We start from the raw sequence: 24,505 nt of genomic DNA, 5'->3' as shown, positions 1-24,505 counted from the left end.
ACTAGCGGCCGTTCGCCGGGATCAGCGCCTTGATGCGCGCCAGGAGATATTTGGTGTATTCGCCGGCGAGCTTGCCGAAGGCCTGGGAGGAGGCGGGCAGCCCGTTCTCGCTGATATAGCCGGAGGAGACCGCATAAGGCGTAATGGCGATGCCTTTCATGCGCGCATGGGTGACGGCGACGGCGCGAGGCATGTGATAGTCGGACGTCACCAGGATGATGCGCTTGTAGCGATGGGTTTCGGCCCAGCTTTTCAGTTCGTCGGCGTTGCCTTCCGTGGTCAGCGCCTCGCGGCCGAGATCGACGCAGCAATCGAACCGCTCGCGCGGACCGACCCAGAATTCCGAAAGTCGCGCCGCAGAGGTGTCGGGGTGAACGCCGGAGATGAGAAGGCGTTGACCGGCGCCGTCCGCCAACAGGCCCATGGCGTAGGAAATCCGGACGCCGCCGCCGCCGGTATAGACGACAATGCCGTCCGCTGCGATCGGTCTTTCCCCGTCCGGCTTTGGCAGGGCGGCGAGAAAGAAGGCGAACCCGCCGGCCCAGGCGAGCGCCAGGAAAATCAGTGCTGAGACCAGCTTTTTCAAAGTTTTACCCGTCAAAACCGCCGCCCGGCGTTACGATAGCCGATTGATTCCGACCGCGCCAGTTAACCTTGACGCGACACTCGGCCATGCCCCCGCCGGCATGCAGGGGCGGACGCGGCGGTTCAATATTGTTTGCTGAGCGTGTTGAGCACCGTCAGCCGCGCGGTGAGCGCGGTGACGAGGCAGGTGGCGATCGGTGCCGTGACAAGCCACAACACCATCCAGCCGCCGAGCCGCAGATCCGGCAGGAAATTGTCCGCGCCGCCGCCGGCGCGCACGGCGAGACCGGCCAGCACAAGCGCGGCGAGGGCGGCGGCGAGTCCGATGAGCGCGCCCCTGAGGCCCAGAATGAAAAACCGTCTCTGGACTTCGGCGGCGATGAAGGCGTCGGTCGCGCCCACCAGATGCAGGACGGAGACGATCTCGTGATTGGCGGCGAGCCCGGCGCGGGCGGCGAAGATCGAAATCGCGCAGGCCGCGCCCATGACGAGGAGAAAGACCCCGAAGGCGAGCGCCTGTCCGGAGCGCGCGGCGCTGGCGAGCCGGTCATGCCAGCGCGCATGATCGTCGAGGCTCGCGCCCGGCGCCGCGGCGGCGAGGCGGTTGCGCAAAAGGTCGAGATTGTCGCGCAGGGCGGGCGAGGCCTTCACCTCGATAATGGCCGGGATTGTGAGGAAGGCCTCCACATTGCCTTCGCCGAGCCAGGGTTCGAGCAGCGCCGCCGAATCTTTCTGGCTCTGCGCTGTCGCTTCAAGGACGCCGTCGGTGTCGTTAAGGACGCGCATGGCGGCCTCGACGCCGTTGGAAATATCCTCGGCGCTTGCGCCTTTCACCTGGACGGTGATTTCCGATCTCAAGGCCGACGTCCATTCGCTGGCGGCGTGATTGACGATTAGGAGCGTGGCCATGGCGAGCACGGCCAGAAACGACATGACGGCGATAACGGCGGTGAGCGGCGCGCCCGCAGCGCCCGCTTCCGGCAAGAGCGGCGCCGTGCCGCGCCGGAACAGGCCGCGCCGAGCCGGCTTGTCCCCGGCGCTTTTTCCGCGCTTTTTTGTTTCTTCCGCCTGCGTCATGATTATCCGGCGCCGCCCGCCCCGGCGCTGCGCGTTACCTTTCCGTTAGCAATTCTTAACACCGGCTTGCCGATCGACTGAACGAGATGGAGATCGTGCGTCGCGACGATCACGGCGGCGCCGAGTTTATTGAGCTCCACGAACAATTTCATAATCCGCTCGCCCATGGCGGGGTCGACATTGCCCGTAGGCTCGTCGGCGAGGATGAGATCCGGCTTTGAAACAAGCGCGCGGGCGAGCGCCACGCGCTGTTTCTCGCCGCCCGACAACGTCGCCGGCTTGGCGTCCATGCGGTCGCCCAAACCCACCCAATTTAAGAGTTCGCTTACGTCTTCCCGGTATTGGTTTTGGTTAACGCCCGCGACTTTCATGGGCAGCGCGACATTTTCATAGGCCGTGAAATGATCGAGGAGACGGAATTCCTGGAAGACGACGCCGATGCGCCGGCGCAGCGCGGGCAATGCTTCGCGCGGCGCCTCCATGGCGTCTTCGCCGAACAGGAAGAACCGGCCGCGCGTCGGTTTGTGCGCGAGGTAAATCATTTTCAAGAGGGACGTTTTGCCCGCGCCGGAAGGCCCGGTGAGAAAACGGAACTCGCCTTCGCGCAGCGTCATCGAAATGTCGCTCAGCGTTTCCGGCGCCTCCTCATAGGCGAGGCCGGCTTTTTCGAATCTGACGATTTCCTTCCCGGCGTTCATCCTGATCCCGGCCCTGATCCCAGCATGGCAAAACGGCGCGGCCTGATGCGCGCGCCTGTCGCCAGCGAACCCTTAAACGATTCTGGCCCGACATGATAATCACCTGTCCCGATTGCGCCACGCGCTACGATGTCGACGACGACCGGTTTTCCCCAAACGGGCGATCGGTGCGCTGTTCGGCCTGCGGCGAAAGCTGGTTCGTGCCGGCGCCGGAGCTGATCGACGTCGAGCCGCTTGAGGAAAAACCCTCATCGCGCCGTAAAAACAAAGACAAGGACGAAGAGGACGAAGCCCGCCCGCGCATCAAGGTGGGCTTTGCCGATGAAGACGGCGACGACCGCCGCGCCTCCCGCAGGCGCGGGCGCGCCTATGACGACCGTGACGACGAACGCGAAGACAATCATGAAGAAAGGCGCGGCTATTCCGCCCGGCGCGGACCGCGCGGCGGTTTCGACGACGATGAAGACGATGATTCGCTGTTCGATACGCCGGCGAGCCGTCATGACCGCGAAGAGTCATATCGCGGCGATGCCGGCCGCGACGACAGGCGCCGCGACGCCCGGAGCGATTATTGCGACGAGGATGACGCGCCCGCCGAGAAAGGCTGGCGCAAGGGCCGCCAGTTTCTCGTCGAGGACGATGACGACGAGGCCGAGCGCCGTCCGTTCTTCGCGCGCAAGCGCAAGAACAAGGATGATGACAAGGGCGATGACAGGGACTCGCGCGAATCGCTGCGCTTTGCGGACGATGAAAACGACCGCCGTCATGATGAGCGTCATGACGAACGCATGGATGCGCGCCCGGATGATCGCTCGGACGACCGTTACGAAGACGCGCGCGGCCACGATGAAAACCGGGACGATGAAAACGACGCCTTCAACGGCGCCTATGTCGTCGACGCCGATTGGGAGGATGTCGGCGACGGGGCGGGCGAGCGCGGCCGCGGCTTCGGCCGCCGGATCCGCGCCGAACGCCGCCGCGCGACCGCGCTGGCGCGCATGGAGGATGTCCGTCCGCTCGATCCCGATGCGTTCGATGAAGAGTTTTTCGCGGCGCTTCGCGTGACCCCGCGCGAGCTTGAACGCGCCTTGAAGAAGGCCCGGCGGCGCGCCGAGTCGCGGGAGAAAAACCGGCTGACGCCTTTGCGCGCCTTCGGCTGGACCGCCTGGCTTGCGGTGGTCGCGGGCGCCGCCTACGCGCTCTTCATCTATCGCGACGAGATCGTCAAAGCCGCGCCGAAGGCCGCCGACGCCTACGCCGTGATCGGCATCGAGGCGAACCCTTACGGGCTTTCCATCGAGAATGTGAACCACCGTCTCGCCATGTCGACCGGCGGGCCGACCATCGAGATCACCGGCAAGCTTACGAACGACACCGAGGCGGCCGTCGCCGCGCCCCTCCTGCAGGCCGAAGCGCTCGGGCCCCGGGGCGAGCTCCTGGCGCGCTGGACATTCGCCGCCAGCGAGACGGAAGTCGCCGAAGGCGCCAGCGTCGATTTCATGACCCGCGCCCCGGCGCCGGACGGCGTTGCGGAAGTGGCGCTTTCCTTTGCGCCGGAAAAGAGCGTGCTCGACAGCCTCCTGCCGGCGAAGGAGTAGGCCAACTGGCCTTTCGGGTGAAAAGCTCTTAAGAGCGGTCGCTTCATGCGGCAGTCCGGAGACCAGTCATGCGCACGCTTTTCACCGAAGATCAGATCGCCAAACGCATCGACGACATGGCGGCGGAGATGGCGCGGGACCTGCCCCCGGACTTTCTGCTGGCGCCGGTGCTGACGGGCGCGTTCATTTTTGCGGCGGATCTGTTGCGCGCGCTTTACCGTCACGGCGCCGATCCGCATGTGGATTTCGTTCAGCTTTCCTCTTACGGCGGCGCGCGCGCCTCGTCCGGCGTCGTCACCTTGCTCAAGGATTTTTCCATCGACATCAAGGGCAGGACGGTCCTGCTGGTGGACGATGTTCTCGACACCGGGCGCTCGCTTCATTTCGGCAAGGGCATGATCGAGGATCGCGGCGCCGAGGCGGTGAAGCTCTGCGTCTTCGTCAAAAAACTCACCGGCCACGCCGAAGATCTTAAATGCGATTATATCGGATTTGAGGCGGGTGCGGACGATTTTCTCGTCGGCTACGGCATGGACGATGACGGCCGCAAGCGCGGGCTGCCGCTTCTCGGCGCGGTGAATTAGAGCGCCGGGCGGCAAGGCGTAAATGAGCAGTACGCTGATTATCTAAAGCCTATGCGGAAGGCGGCCTCGCGGAGATCGTCCTGTTTGCGTTTAAAACCGCTCCAGCAGTCTTTCGAGATAATCGACTTCCTCGTCGTCGCGGCCCGGTTCGCCGAGGCGCCGGCGCAGTTCTTCTATCACCGCGCGGGTGCGGCCCGCATCGCCTTCGCCCGGCACTTCGACGCCGTCGCCGGGCGCTTCGCCCGCGGGACGGCCTAACGGATCGAAACCCTGATTGCGGCGGCCTTCCTGCCCCTGGCCCTGGCCTTGCGCCTGACGGCGCATCTGTTCGCGGGCGAGACTTTCCGCGCCGTCGCGCAAATTCTGAATGGCGCGCTCCATGGCGTCATTGGCGGCGGCGAAATCGTCGCCGGCGAGCGCGCCTTCGGCTTCGCGCATGGCGCTGCGCGCGCGGCCCAAAGAGCGCTCCGCCTCGCCGTTGGGGTCGGCGCTCGGATCGCCTTCGAGCGCGTCCATCAGGTCGTCGAGATCGCCGCCAAGCTCGCCCTGACGCGCGGCGAGGCCGTCGCCATTAAGCTCGCCCGACTGGCGCTGTTCGAAGGTCTCGTCGGAGAGTTCGCGCTGCCGGCCGATAAGATCGCCCGCCTGTCCGGCGGCGCCGCCGCTTTGCTGGCCGCTTCCCTGCCCCTGTCCTTGTCCGCTGCGGCCCTGGCCGCCCTGCGACAGGCGCAGATTGTCGAGAAGGTTTTCAAGATCCGAGAGCATCTGCCGCGCCGCGTTGTTCGCGCCCTGTTGGGAAAGATCGCGAATGGCGTCGAGCATGTCGTCGAGATCCGATTGTTCGAGCTGTTGCGCGTTTTGCGAGGGCTGGCTTTCCATAGGCTGGCCCGATTGCGCCAGCGCCGTCAGATAATCGTTCATCGCCTGGCGCAGCTCTTCCACGAGGCGTTCGATTTCCTCGTCGCTGGCGCCGCGTTCGAGCGCCTGGCGCAAGGCCTCGCGCGCCGCTTCGAGGCGCTGGCGGGCGAGCTCCAGCGCTTCGTCTTCAAGCTGCAGGGCGAGCGGCCAGAATTTTTCGACCGCATCATCATAATCGTCGCCGTTGCGGCGCATCACCCGCCAGAAAGCGGCGCGCAACAAAAGATAATCGGTGGGTTTTTCCGCATAGAAAATGTCGGGCGCCAGGGTGATGGCGTCGAAAGAGCGGGCGGCGCGCGGCCAGTCCTCGGCGGCGACGGCGAGCGTCTGGCGCTGTTCGATGACGGCCTTCGCCACCGGGTTGAAAAACATCCGTGTGGGGAGGGTCAACGCCGCCTCGCCGGTGTCGCCTTCCTGTCCGGCGCCGTCGCGCACAACGACTTTCGCCAGCACTTTAAGCCCCGCCCAGGGATCGGACTGAAGGTCGAGCGTCATCGTGCGCTCGCCCTGACGTCCCTTGACGCCTTCAAGAGGGAAGGTCCGGGTTTCTTCGAGGGCTTTTTGATCGAGCGCCGGGGCGTCGAGCGGGCGCTCCTGCGCCGGGTCGAGCCGCATGACAAGGCGCGCGTCGGTGACGCCGTAATCGTCTTCAAGCGCCACGGCGAAATCGACGCGGGCGTCGTCGGTGCGCGCCGGCGGTTCGATGAAGACGACTTTCGGCGCCTCGTCGCCGATGATGCCGATGGGCCAGCGGCCTTCGCGGCCGCCAAGGGTCAGGCGCAACAGCCCGCTCTCGCCAATGGCGATCTCCGCGCGGCCGGCCTTGTCTTCGCGCTCGAAGGCGCCGCGCAGGGTTTCGCCCTGCGTTTGATAAACGAGTTTCGCGCGTCCGCCGCCATTCACCTGTGCGACAAGGTGCGAGCCTTCCGGCGCGTCGACCTGCGCGGCCTCAGTGGGAAGCGCCTCGCCGGCGCGCAACAGATAGATCGGCGCGCGGCCCGAATAGGCGGGCGGCTCGATCCACAGATCGGCGACCAGCTTGCCGCCGCCGGCATGGGCCCCCGGATCGAGCCCGAGCGCCAGCCTGTCGAGCGAATCCCGGCCGCCCGCGACGAAGGCGATGGCGAGCAGGCCGAGCGCGATAAACCGCCAGCCCCAGGGATCGCGTTCGCTCGCGGTCTCGCGGGCGCGTCTCAGCCGCGCCGCGCGGGCGCGTTCGGCGCTCTCTTTCAGATGCGCGCGCCAAAGGGGTGATGCGGTCTCATCGGCCTCGAACGGCTTGTCGTCGAGCGCCTGCAGCGCCGCATGGAGAACGCCGCCGTCTTCTTCGAGCCGTTCCTGCCCTTCCCGGCGCGAGGGGAATTCAAGGCCGCGCAGATCGCGAAACAGCAACCCCGCGAACCCGGCGGCGCCAAGCGTCAGGGCCAGCCAGTGCGCCCATGACGGGGTTAATCTCCACAGATCGAACAGGCTGACGAAAATATAGGCCGCCGGGACCGCCAGCGCGGGCAGGATGGCGGGCCAGACCCGTTCCCAAAAAAGGACAAGCCGGGCGGCGAAAATCGCGGCGCCGCCCGGAACGGCCTTCCGCTTTGTTCTCGCCTGTGTCACGTCTGTGGTCATCTTCTTGCACTTTACCCGCCGGGGCGGCCGCCGTCGACGCCGTTCGGCCTCACGCTTGCCTCAGTCTGGCTTATCGCTGGCGAAAACTGGTTAACGAACAGGAGATCAGGGTTTGGTTTTTTCGCTCGCCTCGTCGAAACGCCGCCAGCAGCTCGGACAGGAAGCGCGCCAATCGCGGGCGTCGGCCGTCCGCCGGGCCGCCGCATGGGGCCTTGTCATCGTCTACAACATGATCGGCGGGGCGGACATCGCCTCCACCGTGATCGCGCTCGACGCCGGCGCCGGCGTCGAAGCCAATCCGATCCTGAGCGCGCTGATGACCCATGCGGGCGAGGGCTGGATTTTCGCCAAACTCGCCTTGCAGGGGCTGATCAGCTTCATGGTGTTGTGGTTTCCGCACTGGATCGTGCTCGGCTTCTTCGCCGCGGCGACGGCGGGCAACGCCTGGATCGTCGCCAATAATTTCGCCATCGCCGGGATTTTTTAAGTCCGTCGGCGCGGGTTGCGGCTGCGTGAAACAATTTGCGTAAACCGGATTCTCTTTTTCTTTTAAACGGCGTCTTTTCTGGCTTTCAGCGGAGTTTGGCGCCATTTGCGCAAATTGTTTCACGGGGGATGCATCCTGTTTTTTTGCGATCCCTCCTTCTTCGACTCCCCACGCTTTAAGCGTGGGGCCCAGAGGCCGCCAGCGAGCGCCGGCGTAAAGGATGGACGCCACGCTTGAAGCGTGGTGAGACGCCGGAGGAAAGTTTGGTCTTTCTATCGTCAGTTTTGCGAACACGTTGCGGGCTTTCATGGGGGCCGCATGCATCATAGCCCCGCCGGAAAACCCGTGGATAGTTATCCCCGTCTTTCATTTCCGTGTTATCATGACCGGCGCCCGCCTGCCCGATCTGCAAGAACCGGCGCGCGCTTTGTCTCTTTCAGGAGAGCCAGTCGGGCGTTGTTTCCAGCGCGAGCATTTCCTCGAATGTCGGGCGGCGGCGGATGACCGCATGCTTGTCGCCATTGACCATGACTTCGGGAACGAGCGGGCGCGTATTGTATTGCGAGGCCTGCACGGCGCCATAAGCGCCCGCCGACATGATCGCGGCGTAATCGCCGGCGCGGAATTCGGGCAGGGCGCGCTGCTTGGCGAAAAAGTCGCTCGACTCGCAGACCGGGCCGACCACGTCATAGAGTTTTTCCGGCGCGTTTTCTTTCAGGAGAACCGGCTGTATTTCGTGATGGGCGTCGTAAAGCGCCGGGCGAATAAGATCGTTCATGGCCGCGTCGACAATCAGGAAAGTGCGCGCTTCGCCTTCTTTCACATAGATCGCTTGCGTCACCAGGATGCCGGCGTTGCCGGCGATCATCCGGCCCGGCTCGAAAATGAGCCGCACATCGAGCGGCGCCGTCAGTTTCTTGATGAGGCCGGCATAATCGTCCGGATGCGGCGGCGGCGTTTTATCGCCGTAAGGAATGCCGAGCCCGCCGCCCACATCGAGCCGGTCGATCGTGCAGCCGTCGGCGCGCAGATCCGCGATCAGCCCGGCGGCTTTCGTGAAAGCGGCTTCGAAGGGCGCGAGATCGGAAATCTGCGAGCCGATGTGAAAATCGACGCCGACCACCTCGATGCCGTCGAGGCCGCGGGCATGGGCGTAAAGCGCGCGCGCGTCGTCCCAAGCGACGCCGAACTTGTCTTCCTTGCGGCCCGTGGAAATCTTGTCATGGCCGCCGGCGGCGACGTCCGGATTGACGCGCATGGCCATGGGCGCGCGCTTGCCCAGCGCCAAGGCGACGTCGTTCAGCGCTTCGAGCTCGGGCGCCGATTCCACATTGAACTGATAGATGCCGGCGTCGAGCGCGGCCTTCATTTCCTCGCCGGTCTTGCCGACGCCGGAGAAAACGATGTTTTCCGGCGCGATCCCGGCCTTCAGGGCGCGCATCAGTTCGCCCGCGGAGACGACGTCGGCGCCGGCGCCTTCGCTGGCGAGAATCTTCAGGACCGCGAGGTTGGAGTTCGCCTTGACCGAAAAGGCGACCAGCGGATCGGCGCCGGCGAAGGCTGTCGCAAAAACGCGCACATGGCGGCGCAGGGTCGCTTCGGAATAGACGTAAAACGGCGTGCCGATCTCGCCAGCGAGCGCCGCGACATCCACATCCTCCGCATAAAGACGGCCGTTGCGATGTTCGAAATGATGCACGGGGGTTATTGCCGCCCGTTGAGGGATTGTTCTTCAGGCTTGTCCGGCGCGCGCAGGGGCGCTTTTTTTCCGCAGGCCGAAAGAGCGAAGGAGAGGGCGAGAATGAGAAACAGCGCGCGCATGGTTTATCCCTTCTTCAAGGCTGCGATCCAGCGTTGGGCCTGGGTTCTAACATTGTCCGGCGCGGTCCCGCCATACGCCTTGCGCGAGGCGGCCGAGGCTTCGACAGAAAGCACGGTGAAAACATCGTCGGTGATTTTCGGCTCGACGGTTTGCATGTCGGCGAGCGTCAGCTCGTCGAGCCGCTTGCCGGCTTTTTCGGCGAGCGCCACGACGCGGCCCGTGACGTGATGGGCCTCGCGGAAAGGAAGGCCGAGCTCGCGCACCAGCCAGTCGGCGAGATCGGTTGCGGTGGAATAGCCCCGCGCCGCCGCCTCTCTCATGGCTTCGCGGTTGGGTTTTAAGTCGCTCGCCATGCCGGTCATCGCGGAAAGGGCGAGGGCCAGCGCTTCGACGGCCTCGAAGGTCGCGGCTTTGTCTTCCTGCAGATCCTTGGCGTAGGCCAGCGGCAGCGCCTTCATCACCGTCAAAAGCGAGTTTAGCGAGCCGGTGATGCGGCCCGTCTTGGCGCGCACCAGCTCCGCCGCATCGGGGTTGCGCTTTTGCGGCATGATCGACGAGCCGGTGGAGAACGCGTCGGACAAAGAGGCGAAGCCGAATTGCGGCGAGGTCCACAAGACGATCTCTTCAGCGAGGCGCGACAGGTGCGTCGCGCAGATCGCCGCCGCCGACAAAAGCTCGAGCGCGAAGTCACGCGAGGAAACCCCGTCGAGGGAATTGGCGCAAGGCCGGTCGAAGCCGAGCGCTTCCGCCGTCGTCTTGCGGTCGATCGGGAAGGGCGTCCCGGCGAGCGCGGCCGAGCCGAGCGGGCTTTCGTTCATGCGCTCGCGCGCATCCATGAAGCGCCCGGCGTCGCGCGAGAACATCTCCACATAGGCGAGCAAATGATGGCCGAGGGTGACGGGCTGCGCGGTCTGGAGGTGGGTGAAGCCGGGCATCACCGCATCGGCGTTTTCAAGCGCTTTTTCCGAGAGCGCCGCCATCAGATCGCCGAGCCCTGAGGCCGCATCCTCGCAAGCCGCGCGGCACCACAGGCGGAAATCGGTCGCCACCTGGTCGTTGCGCGAGCGCGCCGTGTGGAGCCGCCCGGCGGGCTCGCCGATGAGCTCTTTCAGGCGCGCCTCGATATTCATGTGGATGTCTTCGAGGGCTTTCGAAAATGTGAACGTTCCGCCTTCGATCTCCGCGGCGACCTGATCGAGGCCCTTGAGGATCGCCTCGGCGTCGGCGCGGGAGATGATCCCGGCCTCGGCGAGCATGGCGGCATGGGCCTTCGAGCCCCATATGTCTTCGCGCCAGAGCCGCTTGTCGATATCGATGGAGGCGTTGATCGCCTCCATGATTTCGGCGGGCCCCTGCGAAAATCTGCCGCCCCACATTTGGTTTTCGGCTGGTTCGGTTTTATCTGACATCAGGCAAGCAATTCTGTTGGAGCGACAATCTCGTGAATCTCATCAAACAGCCGCGATTCTGGCTCCTCCTCTGGGGCGGCCTCGGCGCGGCGTTCCTCCTCTACGTCATCATAAGCGCGAGCGTAAGCCCAAAGCCGGGCGCGGAAGGCGGCGAAAAGGCCTATTCCGCCCTTGAACAGGACAACGCGCTCCTCATCGGCGAAATGGCCGACTTCGCTTACGCCTTTCCGCCGCGCGGGGCGCCGCAGATCGCCTTCGCCCATGAGGGCGCGGATGTGACCCTCGCCGATTTCAAAGGCAAGGCGGTGCTGGTTAATTTCTGGGCGACCTGGTGCGCGCCCTGCCTCAAAGAGCTGCCCTCCCTCGACGCGCTCGAGGGCGATCTCGGCGGGGAAAAGTTCGAAGTGGTGGCCATCGCCGCCGATCCGCAGGGGCCGGAAGTGGCGCGGGAATTTCTCGACCGCCTCGAAATCGAGCATTTAAAGCTCTATGCCGACCCCAATCTGCAGTTCACGTCGGCGATCGGCGGGGCGAATGTCCTGCCCGTCAGCATTCTCTATGACGCGACGGGCCAGGAGGTCGGCCGTCTCGTGGGCGAGGCGGACTGGTCTTCCCCGGAAGCGCGGGCGCTGGTCTCTTCCGCGCTCCCTCGCTAAGACCGGGCGCGCTGAAAAACAGCCGCAAGTCAGCGTACTGGGAGCGCCCTAGGCTTGCCGGGCCAATCCCGATATACCACCTCCAGCCCATTACACTTGCGGGGGCCGTTCAATACTGGGCGGATCGCAATCAATCAGGGGAGCTCATCTTATGAAATTGTCGAATGTCCTGCTGGCGGGCGCCGCCGCGCTGGCGCTTGTTTCCTGCGGTAAAAAAGAAGGCGCGGAAGGCCCGTCCTCGGAAACCAGCGCCGCTGCGGCGAAAGCCGACGCCGGCTCGCCCCTCGACAAGAAGTTCACGCTGAAAGACGCCGAGCCGACGGACATCGACGCGCTCCTGGCGCTGATGCCGGAGAAATCGCGCCCTGCCTATGAAACCGCGACATTCGACGATGCGCTGGGCGCGACGGTGGTCGAAAATCTGCGCTTCGCCGACGCCGATGACGGCGAAGGCGTGACGGTCGCGCGCGCCGAGTTTTACGGCGTCGACATGGACGCCATCGAGCGCGTGAAGACAGCGGAGAAGACCGGCCCCGACGCGCCGTTCGAGACCGTTTTCCAGAAAGTCCGCTTCCTCGACGTCGCTTCGCAAGGGCTTGAAGAGGGAAATGAGGCGGTGCGGCTGACGATTGGCGGCGTCGAATTCGACAAGCTGCAAATCCGGCAGGGCGGCGTTGAAGGCGACGGCGCCGGCAATGAGGCGGCGCGGTTTTTCAACGCGGTCAATCTCGCCGGCGTTTATTTCAAGGATCTTTCCTTCGGGACGGAGTCCGGGGACGCGCCGACCGTCAGTATGTCGGCGCCGGATCTGCGCTTTGTCGGTCTCGGCGGCGGCAAGCTCGGCGCGATTATCGCCAATGACCTTGAATATGACGTGACGCAAAGCGAGGCGTCACTCGCCGCTGTGCGCCAGGCCATGGGCCCGCAAGGCGCGATGCTGATGAACAGCCCGCTCGGCGCCCTGTTCGCGCCGAAACGCCAGCATGTGAAAACCGAACAGCTGCAGTGGCGCGACATCGATTTCGCCGGCCTACTTTCCTGGGGCCTGAAAGGCGAACAGCCCCCGGCGAGCGAAACCGACCTCATCGATCTTGGAACGATGAAGGCGACGAATATGGAGACCTTCGTCAACGGCAAGCGCGCGGTCACCGTGGCCGAGGCCAATATGACCGCCGGCGAGTTTACCTGGCTGGCGCCGTCCAACATCAAGGTCGATTCCAAAGATGCGGTTTACGATTTCACCGCTTATGTTCCGGAGACGGAAGAAGAGGCGCTGAAAGTCCTGAAGGATCACGGCCTCGATCATGTGGAAGGCGACGGAACCGCGAGCTGGGTCTGGAATTCGAAATCCGGCGCCGCCGATCTCACCTACGAAGCGAATATGAAAAAATTCGCGAATTTCGATCTGGGGCTGGGTTTCGGCGATTTCAAACTCGCCGACATCGCAGCCGCCATGGAAGATGGCGACGATGAAGCCATCCTGACCCAGGGCGCGTTCAAGAATTTCTCGATGAAACTCGAAGACGAAAAAGCGCTGGATGCGGTCTTCGCGCTTGCGGCGCTGCAAATGGGCGGCACGGGCGAAGACCTGCGCGCGTCGGTGCCGGCGATGATCCGGCTTTCCGGCGCGCAAGTCGCGCAAATGAACGAGCGCGTCACCGATTATGTGAACGCGCTCGCCGATTTCGTCGCCGAAGGCGGATCGCTTGAAGTCGCCGCGACGCCTGCGGAGCCCGTGCCTTTCGCGACGCTGCAGACGGCGGGCGCGACGGCCCCGCAAACGCTCCCCGATGTCATCGACCTGACGGTGACGCACGAGAAATAAGCCCTCGTCACGCTCGATCATCGGGCGGTTCTCATTCGCCGCCCGATGATCTAGGCTCTTCCCGCCGGCCGCCGCTCCGCTCCGGCGCGGCGGTCCCGGCCTTTGGGGAAAAGGCGGGCGCCGCAGGCGCTTGCCGGGGAAGGGGGAGCCAATGATCAAATCATTGAAATTACGGTCCGTCCGCACTCTTTTTTGCGCGTCGGTCGCGTCGCTGGCGCTGCACGCCTGCGCGACGGGGCCCGGGCCGGTTCTGACTGCGGAAGACTTGTTGTCGGCGCCTTATGCGCAGACGGATGGCGAGCCTTTCGACGTCGACGCCATGTTTGCGGTCCTGCCGGACTGGGTCTCCGTCAGCCATAACGGCGCCCGGTTCGACGCGGGGCTCGGCGCCATGGTGATCGACGATCTCGCCATCGCGCTGGCGAGCGCGCCCGATGCGCGGCTTGTCGCCGACCGGGCGGTGATGTGGGGCGGCGATCCGGCGGCGGCTGACGCGGTCTTTTCCGGCGCTGCGAGCCTTGAAGACATGTCGGCGTTGTTCGACCGGCTGTCCATCGAAGGGCTGCATTCGCAAGGCCTGCAATGGGAGAACGGAACCGAAAACGCTTCGCTCTCCATCGGCAAGCTGGTGATCGACGGCCTCGCCGCGCGCTCTTATGCGCTCGAGCCGAAAGAGGGCGCCGCCGAGAGCGCGGGCGTTCTGCGCCATATGGCGGCGGTGATGGGCGCGTTCGCTTATGACGGCGCCGCCTATTCTGACTTTTCCTTCCGCCTCAACAACAATCGCGGCGACAATGTCGCCTTCATGCTCGACGAGGCTTTCGCCCGAGGCTATCGCGCCGGCGCGGTGGATTATGAAAGCGTGCGCGGCGTCTATGCATCGGTCGAAGCCGGCGAGGCGGCGCCGCTGGTTGAAGTCTCCGGCGAAGAAGAAAAGGCGCGCGGGAAGAACCCTTACGAAAAAATCCTGAACACGCCCCCGGCCGAAGCGGCGGCCGACATGATCCGGCATCCGGCGGAATTTCTGACCGCGGCGGCGGGCGCCGGCGTCACCGAATATGAAATCGATTTCGTCGAGACGCGCGGCGTCGATATCAGCGGCGGGCTCGCCTGGCTGGCGCAATGGGCGTTGCCGCCGATAACCGAAACGGAACTCCTGGATTTCGGCGCGCAGACCATGACGGGCTATCGCGAAAGCTGGAACGGCGCGCCGGTCTATACGGTGGACCGGATCGATGTCGCGGCGGCCGATTTCTACTGGCTGGTTCCGGCGGCCTATGACGTCGCCTATGAGGGCGTGAATTATGATTTCAACGTCATGGTCGCGCAGATGCGCGACGGCATGGGCCCCGGCTTCGCGACGGAAGCCGCGCCGCAATTCGACAAGCTCATCGAGACTCTGACGGCGCTCGGCGTCGACCGGCTGACCGCGGATATGGGGATGGCCTGGAGCTGGAACGGCGAGACGGGCGACACGGCGCTGTCGCTCTATGGCGACGCCGAGGGGGTTTCCGCAGGCGATGTCGGCCTGCAGCTCGGCGGGCCGTCGCTGGCGCGCTGGGAGGCGATGGCGCAGGCGGATACGCCGCTGCCGGAGGCGGCGAAAGAGATTTCGCTCAAAGGCCTGCAGCACAGCCTTGCGGACAAAGGCATTCTCGACCGGCTCTTCGCTTACGCCGCCGTCGAAAACGGCGCCGATCCGGAAGACCCCGAGGCCGGTCCGGCGTTGCGCCAGTCCGTCGCCGCCATGGTCCGGCTGACCGGCGCGCAAGCGGGGGAGCAGAACGCGCGCATCCCCGCCTATGCGGAGGCTGTGGCGAAATTTATCGAAAGCGGCGGCGCGCTCAGCCTTGTCGCCGCGCCGGAGGATCCGGTGGATTTTGCGAGCCTGCAGGCGGCGTCGCAAGCTGCGCCGCAGACCCTGCCGGATGTGTTGAACGTCACCCTGACGCATACGGAGTAATAAAACGCCGCTCGGCAAGCGACTCCCCACGGCTTGACCGTGGGGTCCATCTTTCGAGCTGCTTGGTGCTGATGGACGCCACGGTTAAACCGTGGCGAGTCGTTGTGGTTGGTCCGTCCTTCTTTTGACGATACTCTTTTAATCATCCAGGACGAAGGTGACTTTCATCACGACGCGGTACTCCTTGATCTTTCCCTTGTCGAGAATGATCGACTGATCCTTGATCCAGGCGCCCTCGACGTTCTTCAGCGTCTTGTTGGCGCGGTCTATGCCGTCTTCGATGGCGTCCTGAAAACTCTTTTTTGAACCGGCGATGATTTCCGTCACGCGTGCGACCGCCATAACATCCTCCTTATTCATTTTATGAAGCGCGCGGTTATGTCCCCGCGCGAAAGGAGCGGATTAGACCCCTTTTAAGGGCGCCGCGCAAACGCCGCCGCATTCCTGACGGCGATTTAAGAAAAAGCGGTTCAGCGCGTCGGGACGGGCGTTTCGCCGGCATAATCGTAAAAGCCGCGGCCGGTTTTGCGCCCCAGCCAGCCGGCCTCCACATATTTCACGAGAAGCGGGCAGGGCCGGTATTTCGAATCCGCAAGACCTTCGTAAAGCACCTGCATGATGGCGAGACAGATATCGAGGCCGATAAAGTCCGCAAGCTCCAGGGGGCCCATGGGGTGGTTGGCGCCGAGCTTCATGCCGGTGTCGATCGCCTCGACCGAGCCGACGCCTTCGTAAAGCGTGTAGATCGCTTCGTTGATCATCGGCATCAGGATGCGGTTGACGATGAAAGCCGGAAAATCCTCCGACACGGTCATTGTCTTGCCGAGGCTTTCGACGACGCCTTTGGTTCTTGCGAAAGTCTCTTTCGACGTGGCGATGCCGCGAATAACCTCGACGAGCTTCATCACCGGCGCCGGGTTCATGAAATGAAGGCCGATGAAATTTTCCGGCCGGTCCGTGCCGGCGGCGAGGCCGGTGATCGAAAGCGAAGAGGTGTTGCTGGCGAGAATGGCGTTCTCTTTCAGCTTGCCTTTAAGATTGTCGAAGATGTCTTTTTTGACGCCTTGAACTTCGCTCGCCGCTTCGACGATGAGGTCGCAAGCCGCAAGGTCGTCGAGTCCGGTCGACGTCTTGATCCGGCCGAGCGCGGTTTTTTCGGCCGCCTCGTCGATCAGGCCTTTCGCGGTCTGGCGCGCCAGGTTTTTGGCGATGGTCGAGCGGGCGGCCTCAAGCTGGCCGGCGCTGATGTCGTTGAGGACGACGTCATAGCCGGAGACGGCGAAAACATGGGCGATGCCGCGCCCCATCTGGCCTGCGCCGATCACCCCTACGGTTTTGATATCGCTCATGATTTTGCTCCGTCCGCCCTTCACCGCCCGCGCTTTTTGATTTTCGCCTCGCGGGCCGCGGATACTGCACCGCAACATGGGGGGCTGGCAAGGGCGGCGGGCGCCTGGCGCGTGATCGGGCGCCGCGCCGACGGGGCAAGAAAAAGCCCCGTCGGAGCGGGGCTTTTGTTTTAACGGAAAAGGCCGCGCGTTTTTTAGAGCGCCTCATTCAGCTCCGGGAGGGCCTTGAAGAGGTCGGCGACGAGGCCGTAATCGGCGACCTGGAAGATCGGCGCCTCTTCGTCTTTGTTGATGGCGACGATGACTTTCGAGTCCTTCATGCCCGCAAGGTGCTGGATCGCGCCGGAGATGCCGACGGCGATGTAAAGCTCGGGCGCGACGACCTTGCCGGTTTGGCCGACCTGATAATCGTTCGGCACATAGCCGGCGTCGACAGCGGCGCGCGACGCGCCGACAGCAGCGCCGAGCTTGTCGGCGACGGGGAAGATGTATTTCTCGAAATTCTCGTAAGAGCCGAGCGCGCGCCCGCCGGAGATGACGATCTTGGCGCCGGCAAGCTCTGGGCGCTCCGATTCCGTCAGTTCTTCGCCGACAAAGGACGACAGGCCCGGATCGGCCGGCGCGTCGACGGTCGCGACTTCCGCCGAGCCGCCGTCGCCCGCCGCCTGGAACGCGGTGGCGCGCACGGTGACGATCTTTTTCGCGTCGTTCGACTTCACCGTCTGCATGGCGTTGCCGGCATAGATCGGCCGCACGAACGTATCCGGCGCCTCGACCGCGACGATCTCCGAGATCTGCATGACGTCGAGAAGCGCGGCGACCCGCGGCATGACGTTCTTGCCGGTGGTCGCCGCGGCTTTCAGGATCGCGTCATAATCGCCGGCGAGCGAGACGATGAGATCGGCGAAAGGCTCGGCGAGGCGGTTGGCGTAGTGCTCCGCATCGGCGTGGAGAACCTTCCTGACGCCGTCGATTTTCGCGGCGGCCGCAGCCGCGTCGCCCGCGCCGGAGCCGGCGACCAGCACATCGACATCGCCGCCGATTTCCTTGGCGGCGGTGACGACCTTAAGGGTGGAATCGTCAATGGCGTTTCCATGAACGTCGGCGATAACAAGAACAGCCATTAGAGCACTCCCGCTTCGTTTTTCAGTTTATCCACCAGCTCGGCGACGCTTTCGACCTTGACGCCGGCTTCGCGTTTCGGCGGCTCGGTGACTTTCAGCGTTTCGAGCCGCGGCGCAACGTCGACGCCGTAATCGCCGATCTCCTTCACGTCGAGCGGCTTTTTCTTCGCCTTCATGATGTTCGGCAGCGAGGCGTAACGCGGCTCGTTAAGGCGAAGGTCGGTGGTGACGATGGCGGGAAGCTTCAGCGACACGGTCTGCAAGCCGCCGTCGATTTCGCGCGTAACGTCGATCTTGCCGTCGGCGAGATTGACCTTGGAGGCGAACGTGCCCTGGGCCCAGCCGAGCAGCGCGGCGAGCATCTGGCCGGTCTGGTTCGAATCGTCGTCGATCGCCTGTTTGCCGAGAATGACGAGCTCCGGGCTTTCCTCCTCGACGACTTTCTTGAGGAGCTTGGCGACGGCCAGCGGCTCCACCGTCTCTTCCGTTTTGATCAGGATCGCGCGGTCCGCGCCCATGGCAAGCGCCTGGCGCAGCTGGTCCTGCGCTTTTTCCGGCCCGATCGAGACCGCGACAATCTCTTCGGCCGTCCCCGCTTCTTTCAGGCGAACCGCCTCCTCGACGGCGATCTCGTCGAACGGGTTCATGGACATTTTGACATTGGCGAGATCGACGCCGCTCTGGTCCGATTTCACGCGGACCTTCACATTGTAATCGATCACGCGTTTGACGGGCACGAGAATCTTCATCTCAAGGGCTCCTCAAAGGGTGCTGGGCAGGGCCGCCGGGAAGGCGGCGATTTCGGGCGGACCATAGTCGCGGGGTTCTAAGGTTTCAACGCTCGCTGGCGCCAAACTTTTAAGGGCGCCTTGGCGGGCCTTGCGCCCCGGCATAGGCTTTTTCCAGGGACTTCTTGAAGACGGGGCGACATATGAAAAAACGGATCGGCCTGGCGGCGGCGGCCGTCATGGCGTTGGGGCCGGTGTCGGCGCAGAACACCCTTGCCTCCGGCATGACCATTGAGGAAGTCGCAGCCGTGCTTGCCGGCGAGGGGCTTGCGGCGCGGGTCGCCGATGGCGGCGAGGCCGGCAAAATCTACAGCGCCGCCGGCGGCGGACGCTTCGAGGTTCTTTCCGCCAATTGCGGGGCTGGCGGGCGTTGCACAGAGTTTTTGTTCATCGCCGGTTTCGACCTTGAGGACGGCTTTCCTTTGGAGAAGATCAATCAGTGGAACGCCGAACAGCTCGGCGGGCGGGCCTTTCTCGATGAAGAGAACGATCCGTTTCTCGATCATGTGGTGTCGGTCAGCGGCGCCCAGGACAAAGGCGCTCTTCGCGAAGGGCTTTATCTCTGGGCGGGCGCCCTTGAGACGTTCATGGATTATATCGATTACGCTTCGGCGCGCGCGAACGCTTAAGCGCCGCCTTTGCCCACGAGCCAGAGGAACAGCATCATCAGCGCGATGGTGACCGCCTGGGCCGCGACGCGCATGCGCATCAGCTTGTTCGAATTTTCCTTGGCGAAGGTTCCGCCGCGCGCGAGGGAGTAAATGCCGACGCCGAGGATGATCGCTGTGACGGCGAGGCCGATGGGGATCAGGAAGAAAACAAAGGCGTCCATGAAGCCGCTCCCGAATATAGATTTTATTAAAAGGCGTTTTTTGCCCTTGGCGGGCAATATAGGACGCGCTGCGTGCGATTTCCACTATTTGCGGGAAGTTTTCCCAGAGCCTGATCCGCTCACTGGCTCCATCGCTGATTTGTGATGCCAGCTGGGGAGAAAGACGCCTGTTTCTTCCGGCGCATAGCTTGTCGGCGTCGCTTCCGCTTCCTCTTCGCTGTCGGCCACGAGCGGGTCTGCGAGCCGGTAGAGATAGCCGCGAATATCGGCGTCGGCCGGCGCGTCGACGCCGAGGCCGCCTTGTTCCGGCGGGGCGACCATGGGCGGCTTCAGCTCGTGCAAAGAAAAGTCCATGCGCACGTCATAGGTGCGTCTCGCCTGATAGCGCAGAAAACGCTGGGCGTTGTACCATTGGGTTTTGGTCTTGCCGTCCGTACACGTCTCAAGTTCGGCGCCCGTCGCGCCCCAGCGGCGCTCCGGACAATGATAGGGATCGAAAGAGAGCGCCCATAACCGCTCCATGGCGTGAGCGAGATTGAGCCGCATCCGGGTCGCGTCCGAGCGCCAATAGGTGAAGGTGCAGGCGTTCTTTTCTTCCTCGAAAGCCGCGACGAGATCGCCGGCGAGGTCGTCGCCGTCATAGACGACGCCGGGCGCGCCGGCGCGCACGTCCTCCACGAGATGCTGCATGGTCCGGCGCAGCTCGATGAAGCTGACTTTGAGGCGCGCGTCGCGCGACGGGGTCGAATATTCCTCCCACTCGCCATAGGTGCCGAAAATGTTGCGCGGCAGTTTCGGCGGATGCGGCTTCATATGCAGGCGCTTGCGATAGGCGGCGTCGACCGCGACCTTGCGAGCTTTCAGATCGCCGCAAATGGTCTGGAGCCCGAAGCGCAGCTCGTCCACCGGATTATAGGCGAAGTCGGGCGCGGCGAGCTTGCGCCGCACATAATCGTAATATTTCAGCGTGCGGCCTTTGAATTTGAACTCGCCATAATGCCAGACGCCTGACGGGTGCGGGACAGTGCCGAAATACTGCTCCATGGAAAAGTCGGCGATCTCCTCGTTTTTCGCCGCATAAAGCGCGCCGCCAAGGAGCGAGCCGTCGCTTGCTTTTTTCGCGCCTTTGACGCGGATCGGGCGCCAGGCTTTGAGCCCCGCCCCGAGCGCCGGTTTCGACCGCATGAAATTGGCGCCGTAGGCGGTGCGCGTCACCGAATTGTCCGGGTGCGACGCAACGACGAGGATGCGCCCGTCTTCGAGAATGTCGTAGACGATGCCCACATGGCCGTAGATGTCATAGGCGAGAACGCCGGGCTTGATGGCGCCGCGCTCGATCTTCACCGGGTAAAAATCGTCATGGCTTCTGCCGCCGCCGCGTGTCGGGTCGGTGCGGAACATGGCCGTCGAGACCTCGCCGCCGATGCGCGCGATGAAGTGCGGCGCGTTGGTGACATAGTTCAAAATCTGACGCCGGCCCGCCACCACATTGCCGGCGCTCGAATAGCGGATGTCTTCGCGCGCGCCGTCGGCGGTGCGCATGGCGTTCTGATAGGAAAAGGGAAGCCCGTTTTTCCAGGCGTAATAGGCCCTGAGGACGTAAGCCATGTCGGCGCAGTCGCCCGGCAGATGCGGATCGACGGACGAGCGGTAGGGATTGGCGTCGTCTTTGAGACAGCTGTCGATGGAGGTGCAGTCCGAATGGCCGATGGCGGCCACGAAAGCCGAATAGCCGGCTTCGTCTTCGGGGCTCCACGCCGCCTTGTAGACTTCCCATCTTTTGCCGGTGTTGACGGGGGGCGGGATCGCGCCGTCTTGAGCAAGAGCGCTTGCGGACGGCAAGCTGCACGCCGCCAGAAAGGCGGCGATCCCCATCGCCCAGCCCTTGATCCACCGAACACCCATAAACCTTATGTTAACCCGAGCCGGCGGGCTTCGATAGTGCGCGCCGTCCACAGGGCAAGCGTTCCGCAGACGGCGCAACGCCCGCCCCGCCCGGGACGAAAGGCTTTGTAGAAACAAAAGCTTATTCCGTCCGTTCGGGGATAGGACGCAGCCCTCCGGCGGGCGGCGAAACCTGGCGGTTTCAGGCCGCCGCGCCTTCCGGCGCTCGCCGTCGAAGAGCATCGCCCGTGTCCTAATTTTCCTTAACCGGGGTTTCAGGCATGCCCAGCTATGCTGGCGGTGAAAGCAGTGCAGGCAATGCTTGCGCTTCATGCAGTGCAGGGGACCCAATGAAGGCGATCACGATTCGAAACGTGCCGGAGGAAACGCACCGGCGCCTGCGCATTCGCGCGGCCCAGAACGGGCGCTCGCTGGAGGCGGAGCTGCGCGCGCTGCTCGGCGCCATCGCCCGGGTGAATGCGGGGCCCCCGCGCCCGGAAACGCAGCGTCAGGAAACGCCGCGAAAAGCCGGCGGCGATCATCTGCATCTGACCGGAAAAGATCTCGCCATCGACGCCGCGCAGGCGCGCCGGAAGGTGCAGCGCATTCTTGAGCGGGAAGCCGAATAAGCCTGTTTCGCAAGGCGTTTTACAGATAATCTGTATAAGGAATAAATAGAAAAACCCGCGATCTTTCGATCGCGGGCCTCCCCCTTTTCTCCATGCGTCGCTTTGGGGCTTGCGGTGTTTCCCTTTGCGCCCCGGCGTGCCGCCTTCCTATTCAAGAGCGGGTGCGGCCGTGCCCGGAATGTCCGGCCAGCCCGATTTGTGCTGAGTGTTGTTGCCGCGGAACATCGCCTCGATATGGCGGATCAGGCCGTCCTGAACCTTGAAGACCTCGAAGACGACGGACTCGTTGTTGTCGGGATAATCGGGCGGCGCGGTGAAATGGCCGACGCCCATGACGACGCCGCGTTCGACGTCGGCGATATAGATGCGCCGGTTCTTCACGGGCCATTTGATGCGCGGGTTCTCGAATTCGACGCCGCAGCTTTCAGGCAGCATGGCCGAATTGACGGTCATGGTCGCGAGTTCGTAGCGCTGGCATTCGGGATGCCAGGGGACCTCGCGCCAGTCGAGCGTGCCGGAAACGACGTCGAAATACTGGTTCGCGACTTTGACGAGTTCCGCGCGCGGGACGCGCTCGTCTTCGGGCAGGACCGTATCGAACATGCGGTCGGAAAGATGCATGGACGCCGCCGGCGTGCCGCGCAGCGTGCCGTCAAAGGCGATCTCTTCGATCTCGGTGATCTTCATGTCCTCGACCTTGAGGCGCAGCATGTAGAACCACCAGCGCTCGGCGTCGCGGGTCGGCGTGTTGGTGACGGTGGTCAGCATCATCGCCGAGCCGGTGACGGGATCGACGAAAGCCTGGCGGTAAGGCATGCGGCTGATCTCGCCCCAGACCTCGCCTTTCCCCAGTTTCGATTTCTCGCCGTTCGAGGTGACGCGCACGTTTTTCGCGGCGTCGATATGCGACGCATCGTTCATGATGAGGCCGTCGGTGTAGACGGTGAGAAATTCCAGGAGACAGCGCCGGCCGCATTGATCCGCCTGGGCATAAGCGTTTGTCGATGCGAAAGCGGCGGCGGCCGCTATCATTGCAAATCGCCGCAGCGTCTTCATCCCCACATTCAAAATCATCATCCGCGCTCCCTGAAACTGTCTTTGTTTTGCTTTCGGGATCGCGCGGCGAGAGGAGGGATTAGCTCCGTCGCGCCGCGTCCTCCCGGGTTCGGCGTCGCGAGCGGACGCGATGTGGCCGACAGGCTTTTTTACAGCGCCTGCCGGCCCGCCGCTAATCCCGGGGCGTACTGACTGTCATTAAGAAAGGCTGGCGGCGCGTGCTGCGCCGCAACGAGCTAGTAATAAGCGCGGCGGCGGCGGAAATCGGAGCTCGCCAGGGTGCGCCCGATGGGCCAGAGCGCAAAGCCCGCCAGCTTCACATGGGCCCAGGCGAAGGGCAGGCCGATAATGGTGATGCCGAGGAAGAAGGCCGCGACCAGATGGCCGAGCGCCAGCCACCAGCCGGCGAGCACGAACCAGATGATGTTGCCGAGAAAGCCGAGGGGGCCGGTTCCGATGTCGCCGCGATAGAGAAGGTCGCGGTCGATGGTGCGCGTGCCGAAGGGCCAGAGCGTGTAGACGCCGTTGTCGAAGGCGGCGCGCGCCCAGGGCAGGCCGATGATCGAAATCGCCATAAAGAACGCGGCGACGAACCAGCCGAGCGCGGCGACCGCGCCGCCGAGCGCCAGCCATAAAATATTAAGGACGAGCGCGATGACGGAGATCGACTCTTCGTCGCGCAAGGGGTGTTCAGGATACATGCCGCGCCTCCTTATGGCCGCGCCTTTCGGCGACAGGACCTATATAGGCGGTTGCGAGGGAATTTCATCTCGCTTTATCGCGAGCCCGCGCCGTTTCGGCGCGTTCCGCCATAAGGCCGCCGTATTTTTCGGGCGTTTTTGTGAGTTAATGAAAAAGATCATCTCCCGTTCATCCCCGCGAAGGCGGGGATCCATATCTGAACAATCCTGGATTCCCGCCTTCGCGGGAATGAGCGGCGGACTTTTGGCTTTGCTGGCGGTTTTCCTGCTGGCGCCGCTTCAGGCGCAGGCCGAGCCTTCGGATTTTGGCGCGCGGCTTTCCGCCGCCGCCATCGCGCGCACGCAGCATCGCGTCGTTTACGATCCCGCTTATGTGCGGCTCGCCTATCCCATGGGCGATGTGGCGGCGGACCGGGGCGTGTGCGCCGATGTGGTGGTGCGCGCCCTGCGGTCTCTCGGCATCGACCTGCAAGAGCGCGTGCATGAAGACATGAAGGCGGCCTTCTCGGCCTATCCCGGTCATTGGGGCCTGGCGCGGCCCGATCCGAATATCGATCACCGGCGCGTGCCCAATCTCGAAACCTTTTTCACGCGGGCGGGCGCGCGGCTTCACGCCAGCGACGATCCGGCGGATTACCGACCGGGCGACATTGTTGCGTGGAACCTGCGCGGGGACGCGGGATGGCTGCCGCATATCGGCGTCGTCACCGACCGGATCGCGCCCTCGGGCCGGCCCATGGTGGTGCACAATATCGGCGCCGGGCCGAAACTCGAAGACGTCTTGTTCGATTGGACGATGACGGATCATTATCGCGTGACAATCGACCTCATCGAGGCGCACACATAGGAACGCGCCTCGCGCTTTTCAAGAATTGCTGCGCTGCAAAGATTTTTGCA

General features: G+C 63.9%; 24 protein-coding genes. 9 read left to right on the top strand and 15 right to left on the bottom strand.

Features of this window, described 5'->3' with window-relative positions:
- Position 1: 1 nt before the first annotated feature.
- The 3 genes from CW354_RS06340 to ftsE form a co-directional block, all read right to left on the bottom strand.
- On the bottom strand, positions 2-601 hold the full coding sequence (locus CW354_RS06340; protein ID WP_104829198.1) for a YdcF family protein: 600 nt from the start codon (positions 599-601) through the stop codon (positions 2-4).
- A gap of 107 nt (positions 602-708) precedes the next feature.
- Positions 709-1,662, bottom strand: a complete 954-nt coding sequence (locus tag CW354_RS06335) for a cell division protein FtsX (protein ID WP_104829197.1) — start codon at positions 1,660-1,662, stop codon at positions 709-711.
- 2 nt (positions 1,663-1,664) lie between these two features.
- On the bottom strand, positions 1,665-2,360 hold the full coding sequence (gene ftsE / locus CW354_RS06330) for a cell division ATP-binding protein FtsE (RefSeq protein ID WP_104829196.1): 696 nt from the start codon (positions 2,358-2,360) through the stop codon (positions 1,665-1,667).
- 92 nt (positions 2,361-2,452) lie between these two features.
- Here ftsE and CW354_RS06325 point away from each other — a divergent pair, with 92 nt between their 5' ends.
- Entirely contained in the window at positions 2,453-3,958 is a 1,506-nt protein-coding gene (locus tag CW354_RS06325; protein WP_104829195.1) for a zinc-ribbon domain-containing protein, read from the top strand.
- 68 nt (positions 3,959-4,026) lie between these two features.
- Complete coding sequence (locus tag CW354_RS06320; protein ID WP_104829194.1) at positions 4,027-4,542, top strand: phosphoribosyltransferase; 516 nt, start codon at positions 4,027-4,029, stop codon at positions 4,540-4,542.
- A gap of 90 nt (positions 4,543-4,632) precedes the next feature.
- Here the strand turns inward: CW354_RS06320 and CW354_RS06315 are convergent, their stop codons facing one another.
- Positions 4,633-7,083: a DUF4175 domain-containing protein gene (locus CW354_RS06315; protein WP_104829193.1), complete on the bottom strand. Its 2,451-nt coding sequence runs from the start codon at positions 7,081-7,083 to the stop codon at positions 4,633-4,635.
- 112 nt (positions 7,084-7,195) lie between these two features.
- On the opposite strand from CW354_RS06315, the gene CW354_RS06310 reads away from it, so the two are divergent.
- Positions 7,196-7,570 carry a DUF5658 family protein gene (locus CW354_RS06310; RefSeq protein ID WP_104829192.1) on the top strand — a complete coding sequence of 125 codons (375 nt, stop codon included), beginning with the start codon at positions 7,196-7,198 and terminating at the stop codon, positions 7,568-7,570.
- A gap of 436 nt (positions 7,571-8,006) precedes the next feature.
- Here CW354_RS06310 and lysA read toward each other — a convergent pair whose 3' ends face one another.
- Genes lysA through argH form a run of 3 tightly spaced genes read right to left on the bottom strand, consistent with a single transcriptional unit; the run spans position 8,007 to position 10,801 of the window.
- The gene (gene lysA / locus CW354_RS06305; RefSeq protein ID WP_104829191.1) at positions 8,007-9,269 is read right to left on the bottom strand and encodes a diaminopimelate decarboxylase; all 1,263 of its coding nucleotides are present in this window, start codon (positions 9,267-9,269) and stop codon (positions 8,007-8,009) included.
- 5 nt (positions 9,270-9,274) lie between these two features.
- The gene (lptM, locus tag CW354_RS23780) at positions 9,275-9,391 is read right to left on the bottom strand and encodes an LPS translocon maturation chaperone LptM (RefSeq protein WP_165793555.1); all 117 of its coding nucleotides are present in this window, start codon (positions 9,389-9,391) and stop codon (positions 9,275-9,277) included.
- 3 nt (positions 9,392-9,394) lie between these two features.
- Complete coding sequence (gene argH / locus CW354_RS06300) at positions 9,395-10,801, bottom strand: argininosuccinate lyase (RefSeq protein ID WP_104829190.1); 1,407 nt, start codon at positions 10,799-10,801, stop codon at positions 9,395-9,397.
- 32 nt (positions 10,802-10,833) lie between these two features.
- On the opposite strand from argH, the gene CW354_RS06295 reads away from it, so the two are divergent.
- From CW354_RS06295 to CW354_RS06285, 3 genes are all read left to right on the top strand, one after another.
- Positions 10,834-11,457, top strand: coding sequence for a TlpA family protein disulfide reductase (locus tag CW354_RS06295; protein ID WP_104829189.1), 624 nt, complete (start codon positions 10,834-10,836; stop codon positions 11,455-11,457).
- A gap of 151 nt (positions 11,458-11,608) precedes the next feature.
- A complete protein-coding gene (locus CW354_RS06290) occupies positions 11,609-13,282 on the top strand; it encodes an aq_1923 C-terminal domain (protein ID WP_104829188.1) in 1,674 nt (557 codons plus the stop codon).
- Positions 13,283-13,433: 151 nt separating this feature from the next.
- Entirely contained in the window at positions 13,434-15,245 is a 1,812-nt protein-coding gene (locus CW354_RS06285) for an aq_1923 C-terminal domain (RefSeq protein WP_104829187.1), read from the top strand.
- A 138-nt stretch (positions 15,246-15,383) separates the two neighbouring features.
- Here CW354_RS06285 and CW354_RS06280 read toward each other — a convergent pair whose 3' ends face one another.
- From CW354_RS06280 to CW354_RS06265, 4 genes are all read right to left on the bottom strand, one after another.
- Positions 15,384-15,587 carry a dodecin family protein gene (locus CW354_RS06280; RefSeq protein ID WP_104829186.1) on the bottom strand — a complete coding sequence of 68 codons (204 nt, stop codon included), beginning with the start codon at positions 15,585-15,587 and terminating at the stop codon, positions 15,384-15,386.
- 128 nt (positions 15,588-15,715) lie between these two features.
- Positions 15,716-16,594 (bottom strand): 3-hydroxybutyryl-CoA dehydrogenase, encoded by an 879-nt coding sequence (locus CW354_RS06275; protein WP_104830017.1) that lies wholly within the window; start codon positions 16,592-16,594, stop codon positions 15,716-15,718.
- A 194-nt stretch (positions 16,595-16,788) separates the two neighbouring features.
- Positions 16,789-17,718: an electron transfer flavoprotein subunit alpha/FixB family protein gene (locus CW354_RS06270; RefSeq protein WP_104829185.1), complete on the bottom strand. Its 930-nt coding sequence runs from the start codon at positions 17,716-17,718 to the stop codon at positions 16,789-16,791.
- On the bottom strand, positions 17,718-18,467 hold the full coding sequence (locus CW354_RS06265) for an electron transfer flavoprotein subunit beta/FixA family protein (protein ID WP_104829184.1): 750 nt from the start codon (positions 18,465-18,467) through the stop codon (positions 17,718-17,720). The genes CW354_RS06270 and CW354_RS06265 overlap by 1 nt, the downstream gene beginning before the upstream one ends.
- 182 nt (positions 18,468-18,649) lie before the next feature.
- Here CW354_RS06265 and CW354_RS06260 point away from each other — a divergent pair, with 182 nt between their 5' ends.
- The gene (locus CW354_RS06260; RefSeq protein WP_104829183.1) at positions 18,650-19,135 is read left to right on the top strand and encodes a YbjN domain-containing protein; all 486 of its coding nucleotides are present in this window, start codon (positions 18,650-18,652) and stop codon (positions 19,133-19,135) included.
- Here CW354_RS06260 and CW354_RS06255 read toward each other — a convergent pair.
- A complete protein-coding gene (locus CW354_RS06255; protein ID WP_104830016.1) occupies positions 19,132-19,338 on the bottom strand; it encodes a twin transmembrane helix small protein in 207 nt (68 codons plus the stop codon). The genes CW354_RS06260 and CW354_RS06255 overlap by 4 nt on opposite strands.
- Positions 19,339-19,422: 84 nt before the next feature.
- A complete protein-coding gene (locus tag CW354_RS06250; protein WP_133162202.1) occupies positions 19,423-21,243 on the bottom strand; it encodes a hypothetical protein in 1,821 nt (606 codons plus the stop codon).
- A gap of 329 nt (positions 21,244-21,572) precedes the next feature.
- Here CW354_RS06250 and CW354_RS23645 point away from each other — a divergent pair, with 329 nt between their 5' ends.
- Positions 21,573-21,851 carry a FitA-like ribbon-helix-helix domain-containing protein gene (locus tag CW354_RS23645; protein WP_207764698.1) on the top strand — a complete coding sequence of 93 codons (279 nt, stop codon included), beginning with the start codon at positions 21,573-21,575 and terminating at the stop codon, positions 21,849-21,851.
- Positions 21,852-21,998: 147 nt separating this feature from the next.
- Here the strand turns inward: CW354_RS23645 and CW354_RS06240 are convergent, their stop codons facing one another.
- Together CW354_RS06240 and CW354_RS06235 are read right to left on the bottom strand one after the other, a co-directional pair.
- Positions 21,999-22,928, bottom strand: a complete 930-nt coding sequence (locus tag CW354_RS06240; RefSeq protein ID WP_104829181.1) for a DUF8021 domain-containing protein — start codon at positions 22,926-22,928, stop codon at positions 21,999-22,001.
- A gap of 215 nt (positions 22,929-23,143) precedes the next feature.
- Entirely contained in the window at positions 23,144-23,608 is a 465-nt protein-coding gene (locus CW354_RS06235; protein WP_207764697.1) for a YccF domain-containing protein, read from the bottom strand.
- A 229-nt stretch (positions 23,609-23,837) separates the two neighbouring features.
- Between CW354_RS06235 and CW354_RS06230 the strand changes: the two genes are divergently transcribed.
- A complete protein-coding gene (locus CW354_RS06230; RefSeq protein WP_104830014.1) occupies positions 23,838-24,455 on the top strand; it encodes a DUF1287 domain-containing protein in 618 nt (205 codons plus the stop codon).
- Positions 24,456-24,505: the final 50 nt, after the last annotated feature.

The sequence above is a fragment of the Hyphococcus luteus genome (assembly GCF_002943565.1).
In the GTDB taxonomy this organism is placed as follows: domain Bacteria; phylum Pseudomonadota; class Alphaproteobacteria; order Caulobacterales; family Parvularculaceae; genus Hyphococcus; species Hyphococcus luteus.
This window is presented reverse-complemented; position numbering and strand designations above follow the sequence as displayed.

Excerpts from the sequence above, each read along its gene's own strand:
- CW354_RS06335 (WP_104829197.1), bottom strand. The coding sequence starts at position 1,662 with ATGACGCAGGCGGAAGAAACAAAAAAGCGCGGAAAAAGCGCCGGGGAC.
- ftsE (WP_104829196.1), bottom strand. The coding sequence starts at position 2,360 with ATGAACGCCGGGAAGGAAATCGTCAGATTCGAAAAAGCCGGCCTCGCC.
- CW354_RS06325 (WP_104829195.1), top strand. The coding sequence starts at position 2,453 with ATGATAATCACCTGTCCCGATTGCGCCACGCGCTACGATGTCGACGAC.
- CW354_RS06320 (WP_104829194.1), top strand. The coding sequence starts at position 4,027 with ATGCGCACGCTTTTCACCGAAGATCAGATCGCCAAACGCATCGACGAC.
- CW354_RS06315 (WP_104829193.1), bottom strand. The coding sequence starts at position 7,083 with ATGACCACAGACGTGACACAGGCGAGAACAAAGCGGAAGGCCGTTCCG.
- lptM (WP_165793555.1), bottom strand. The coding sequence starts at position 9,391 with ATGCGCGCGCTGTTTCTCATTCTCGCCCTCTCCTTCGCTCTTTCGGCC.
- argH (WP_104829190.1), bottom strand. The coding sequence starts at position 10,801 with ATGTCAGATAAAACCGAACCAGCCGAAAACCAAATGTGGGGCGGCAGA.
- CW354_RS06290 (WP_104829188.1), top strand. The coding sequence starts at position 11,609 with ATGAAATTGTCGAATGTCCTGCTGGCGGGCGCCGCCGCGCTGGCGCTT.
- CW354_RS06285 (WP_104829187.1), top strand. The coding sequence starts at position 13,434 with ATGATCAAATCATTGAAATTACGGTCCGTCCGCACTCTTTTTTGCGCG.
- CW354_RS06280 (WP_104829186.1), bottom strand. The coding sequence starts at position 15,587 with ATGGCGGTCGCACGCGTGACGGAAATCATCGCCGGTTCAAAAAAGAGT.
- CW354_RS06275 (WP_104830017.1), bottom strand. The coding sequence starts at position 16,594 with ATGAGCGATATCAAAACCGTAGGGGTGATCGGCGCAGGCCAGATGGGG.
- CW354_RS06270 (WP_104829185.1), bottom strand. The coding sequence starts at position 17,718 with ATGGCTGTTCTTGTTATCGCCGACGTTCATGGAAACGCCATTGACGAT.
- CW354_RS06265 (WP_104829184.1), bottom strand. The coding sequence starts at position 18,467 with ATGAAGATTCTCGTGCCCGTCAAACGCGTGATCGATTACAATGTGAAG.
- CW354_RS06260 (WP_104829183.1), top strand. The coding sequence starts at position 18,650 with ATGAAAAAACGGATCGGCCTGGCGGCGGCGGCCGTCATGGCGTTGGGG.
- CW354_RS06255 (WP_104830016.1), bottom strand. The coding sequence starts at position 19,338 with ATGGACGCCTTTGTTTTCTTCCTGATCCCCATCGGCCTCGCCGTCACA.
- CW354_RS06250 (WP_133162202.1), bottom strand. The coding sequence starts at position 21,243 with ATGGGTGTTCGGTGGATCAAGGGCTGGGCGATGGGGATCGCCGCCTTT.
- CW354_RS23645 (WP_207764698.1), top strand. The coding sequence starts at position 21,573 with ATGAAGGCGATCACGATTCGAAACGTGCCGGAGGAAACGCACCGGCGC.
- CW354_RS06240 (WP_104829181.1), bottom strand. The coding sequence starts at position 22,928 with ATGATGATTTTGAATGTGGGGATGAAGACGCTGCGGCGATTTGCAATG.
- CW354_RS06235 (WP_207764697.1), bottom strand. The coding sequence starts at position 23,608 with ATGTATCCTGAACACCCCTTGCGCGACGAAGAGTCGATCTCCGTCATC.
- CW354_RS06230 (WP_104830014.1), top strand. The coding sequence starts at position 23,838 with ATGAGCGGCGGACTTTTGGCTTTGCTGGCGGTTTTCCTGCTGGCGCCG.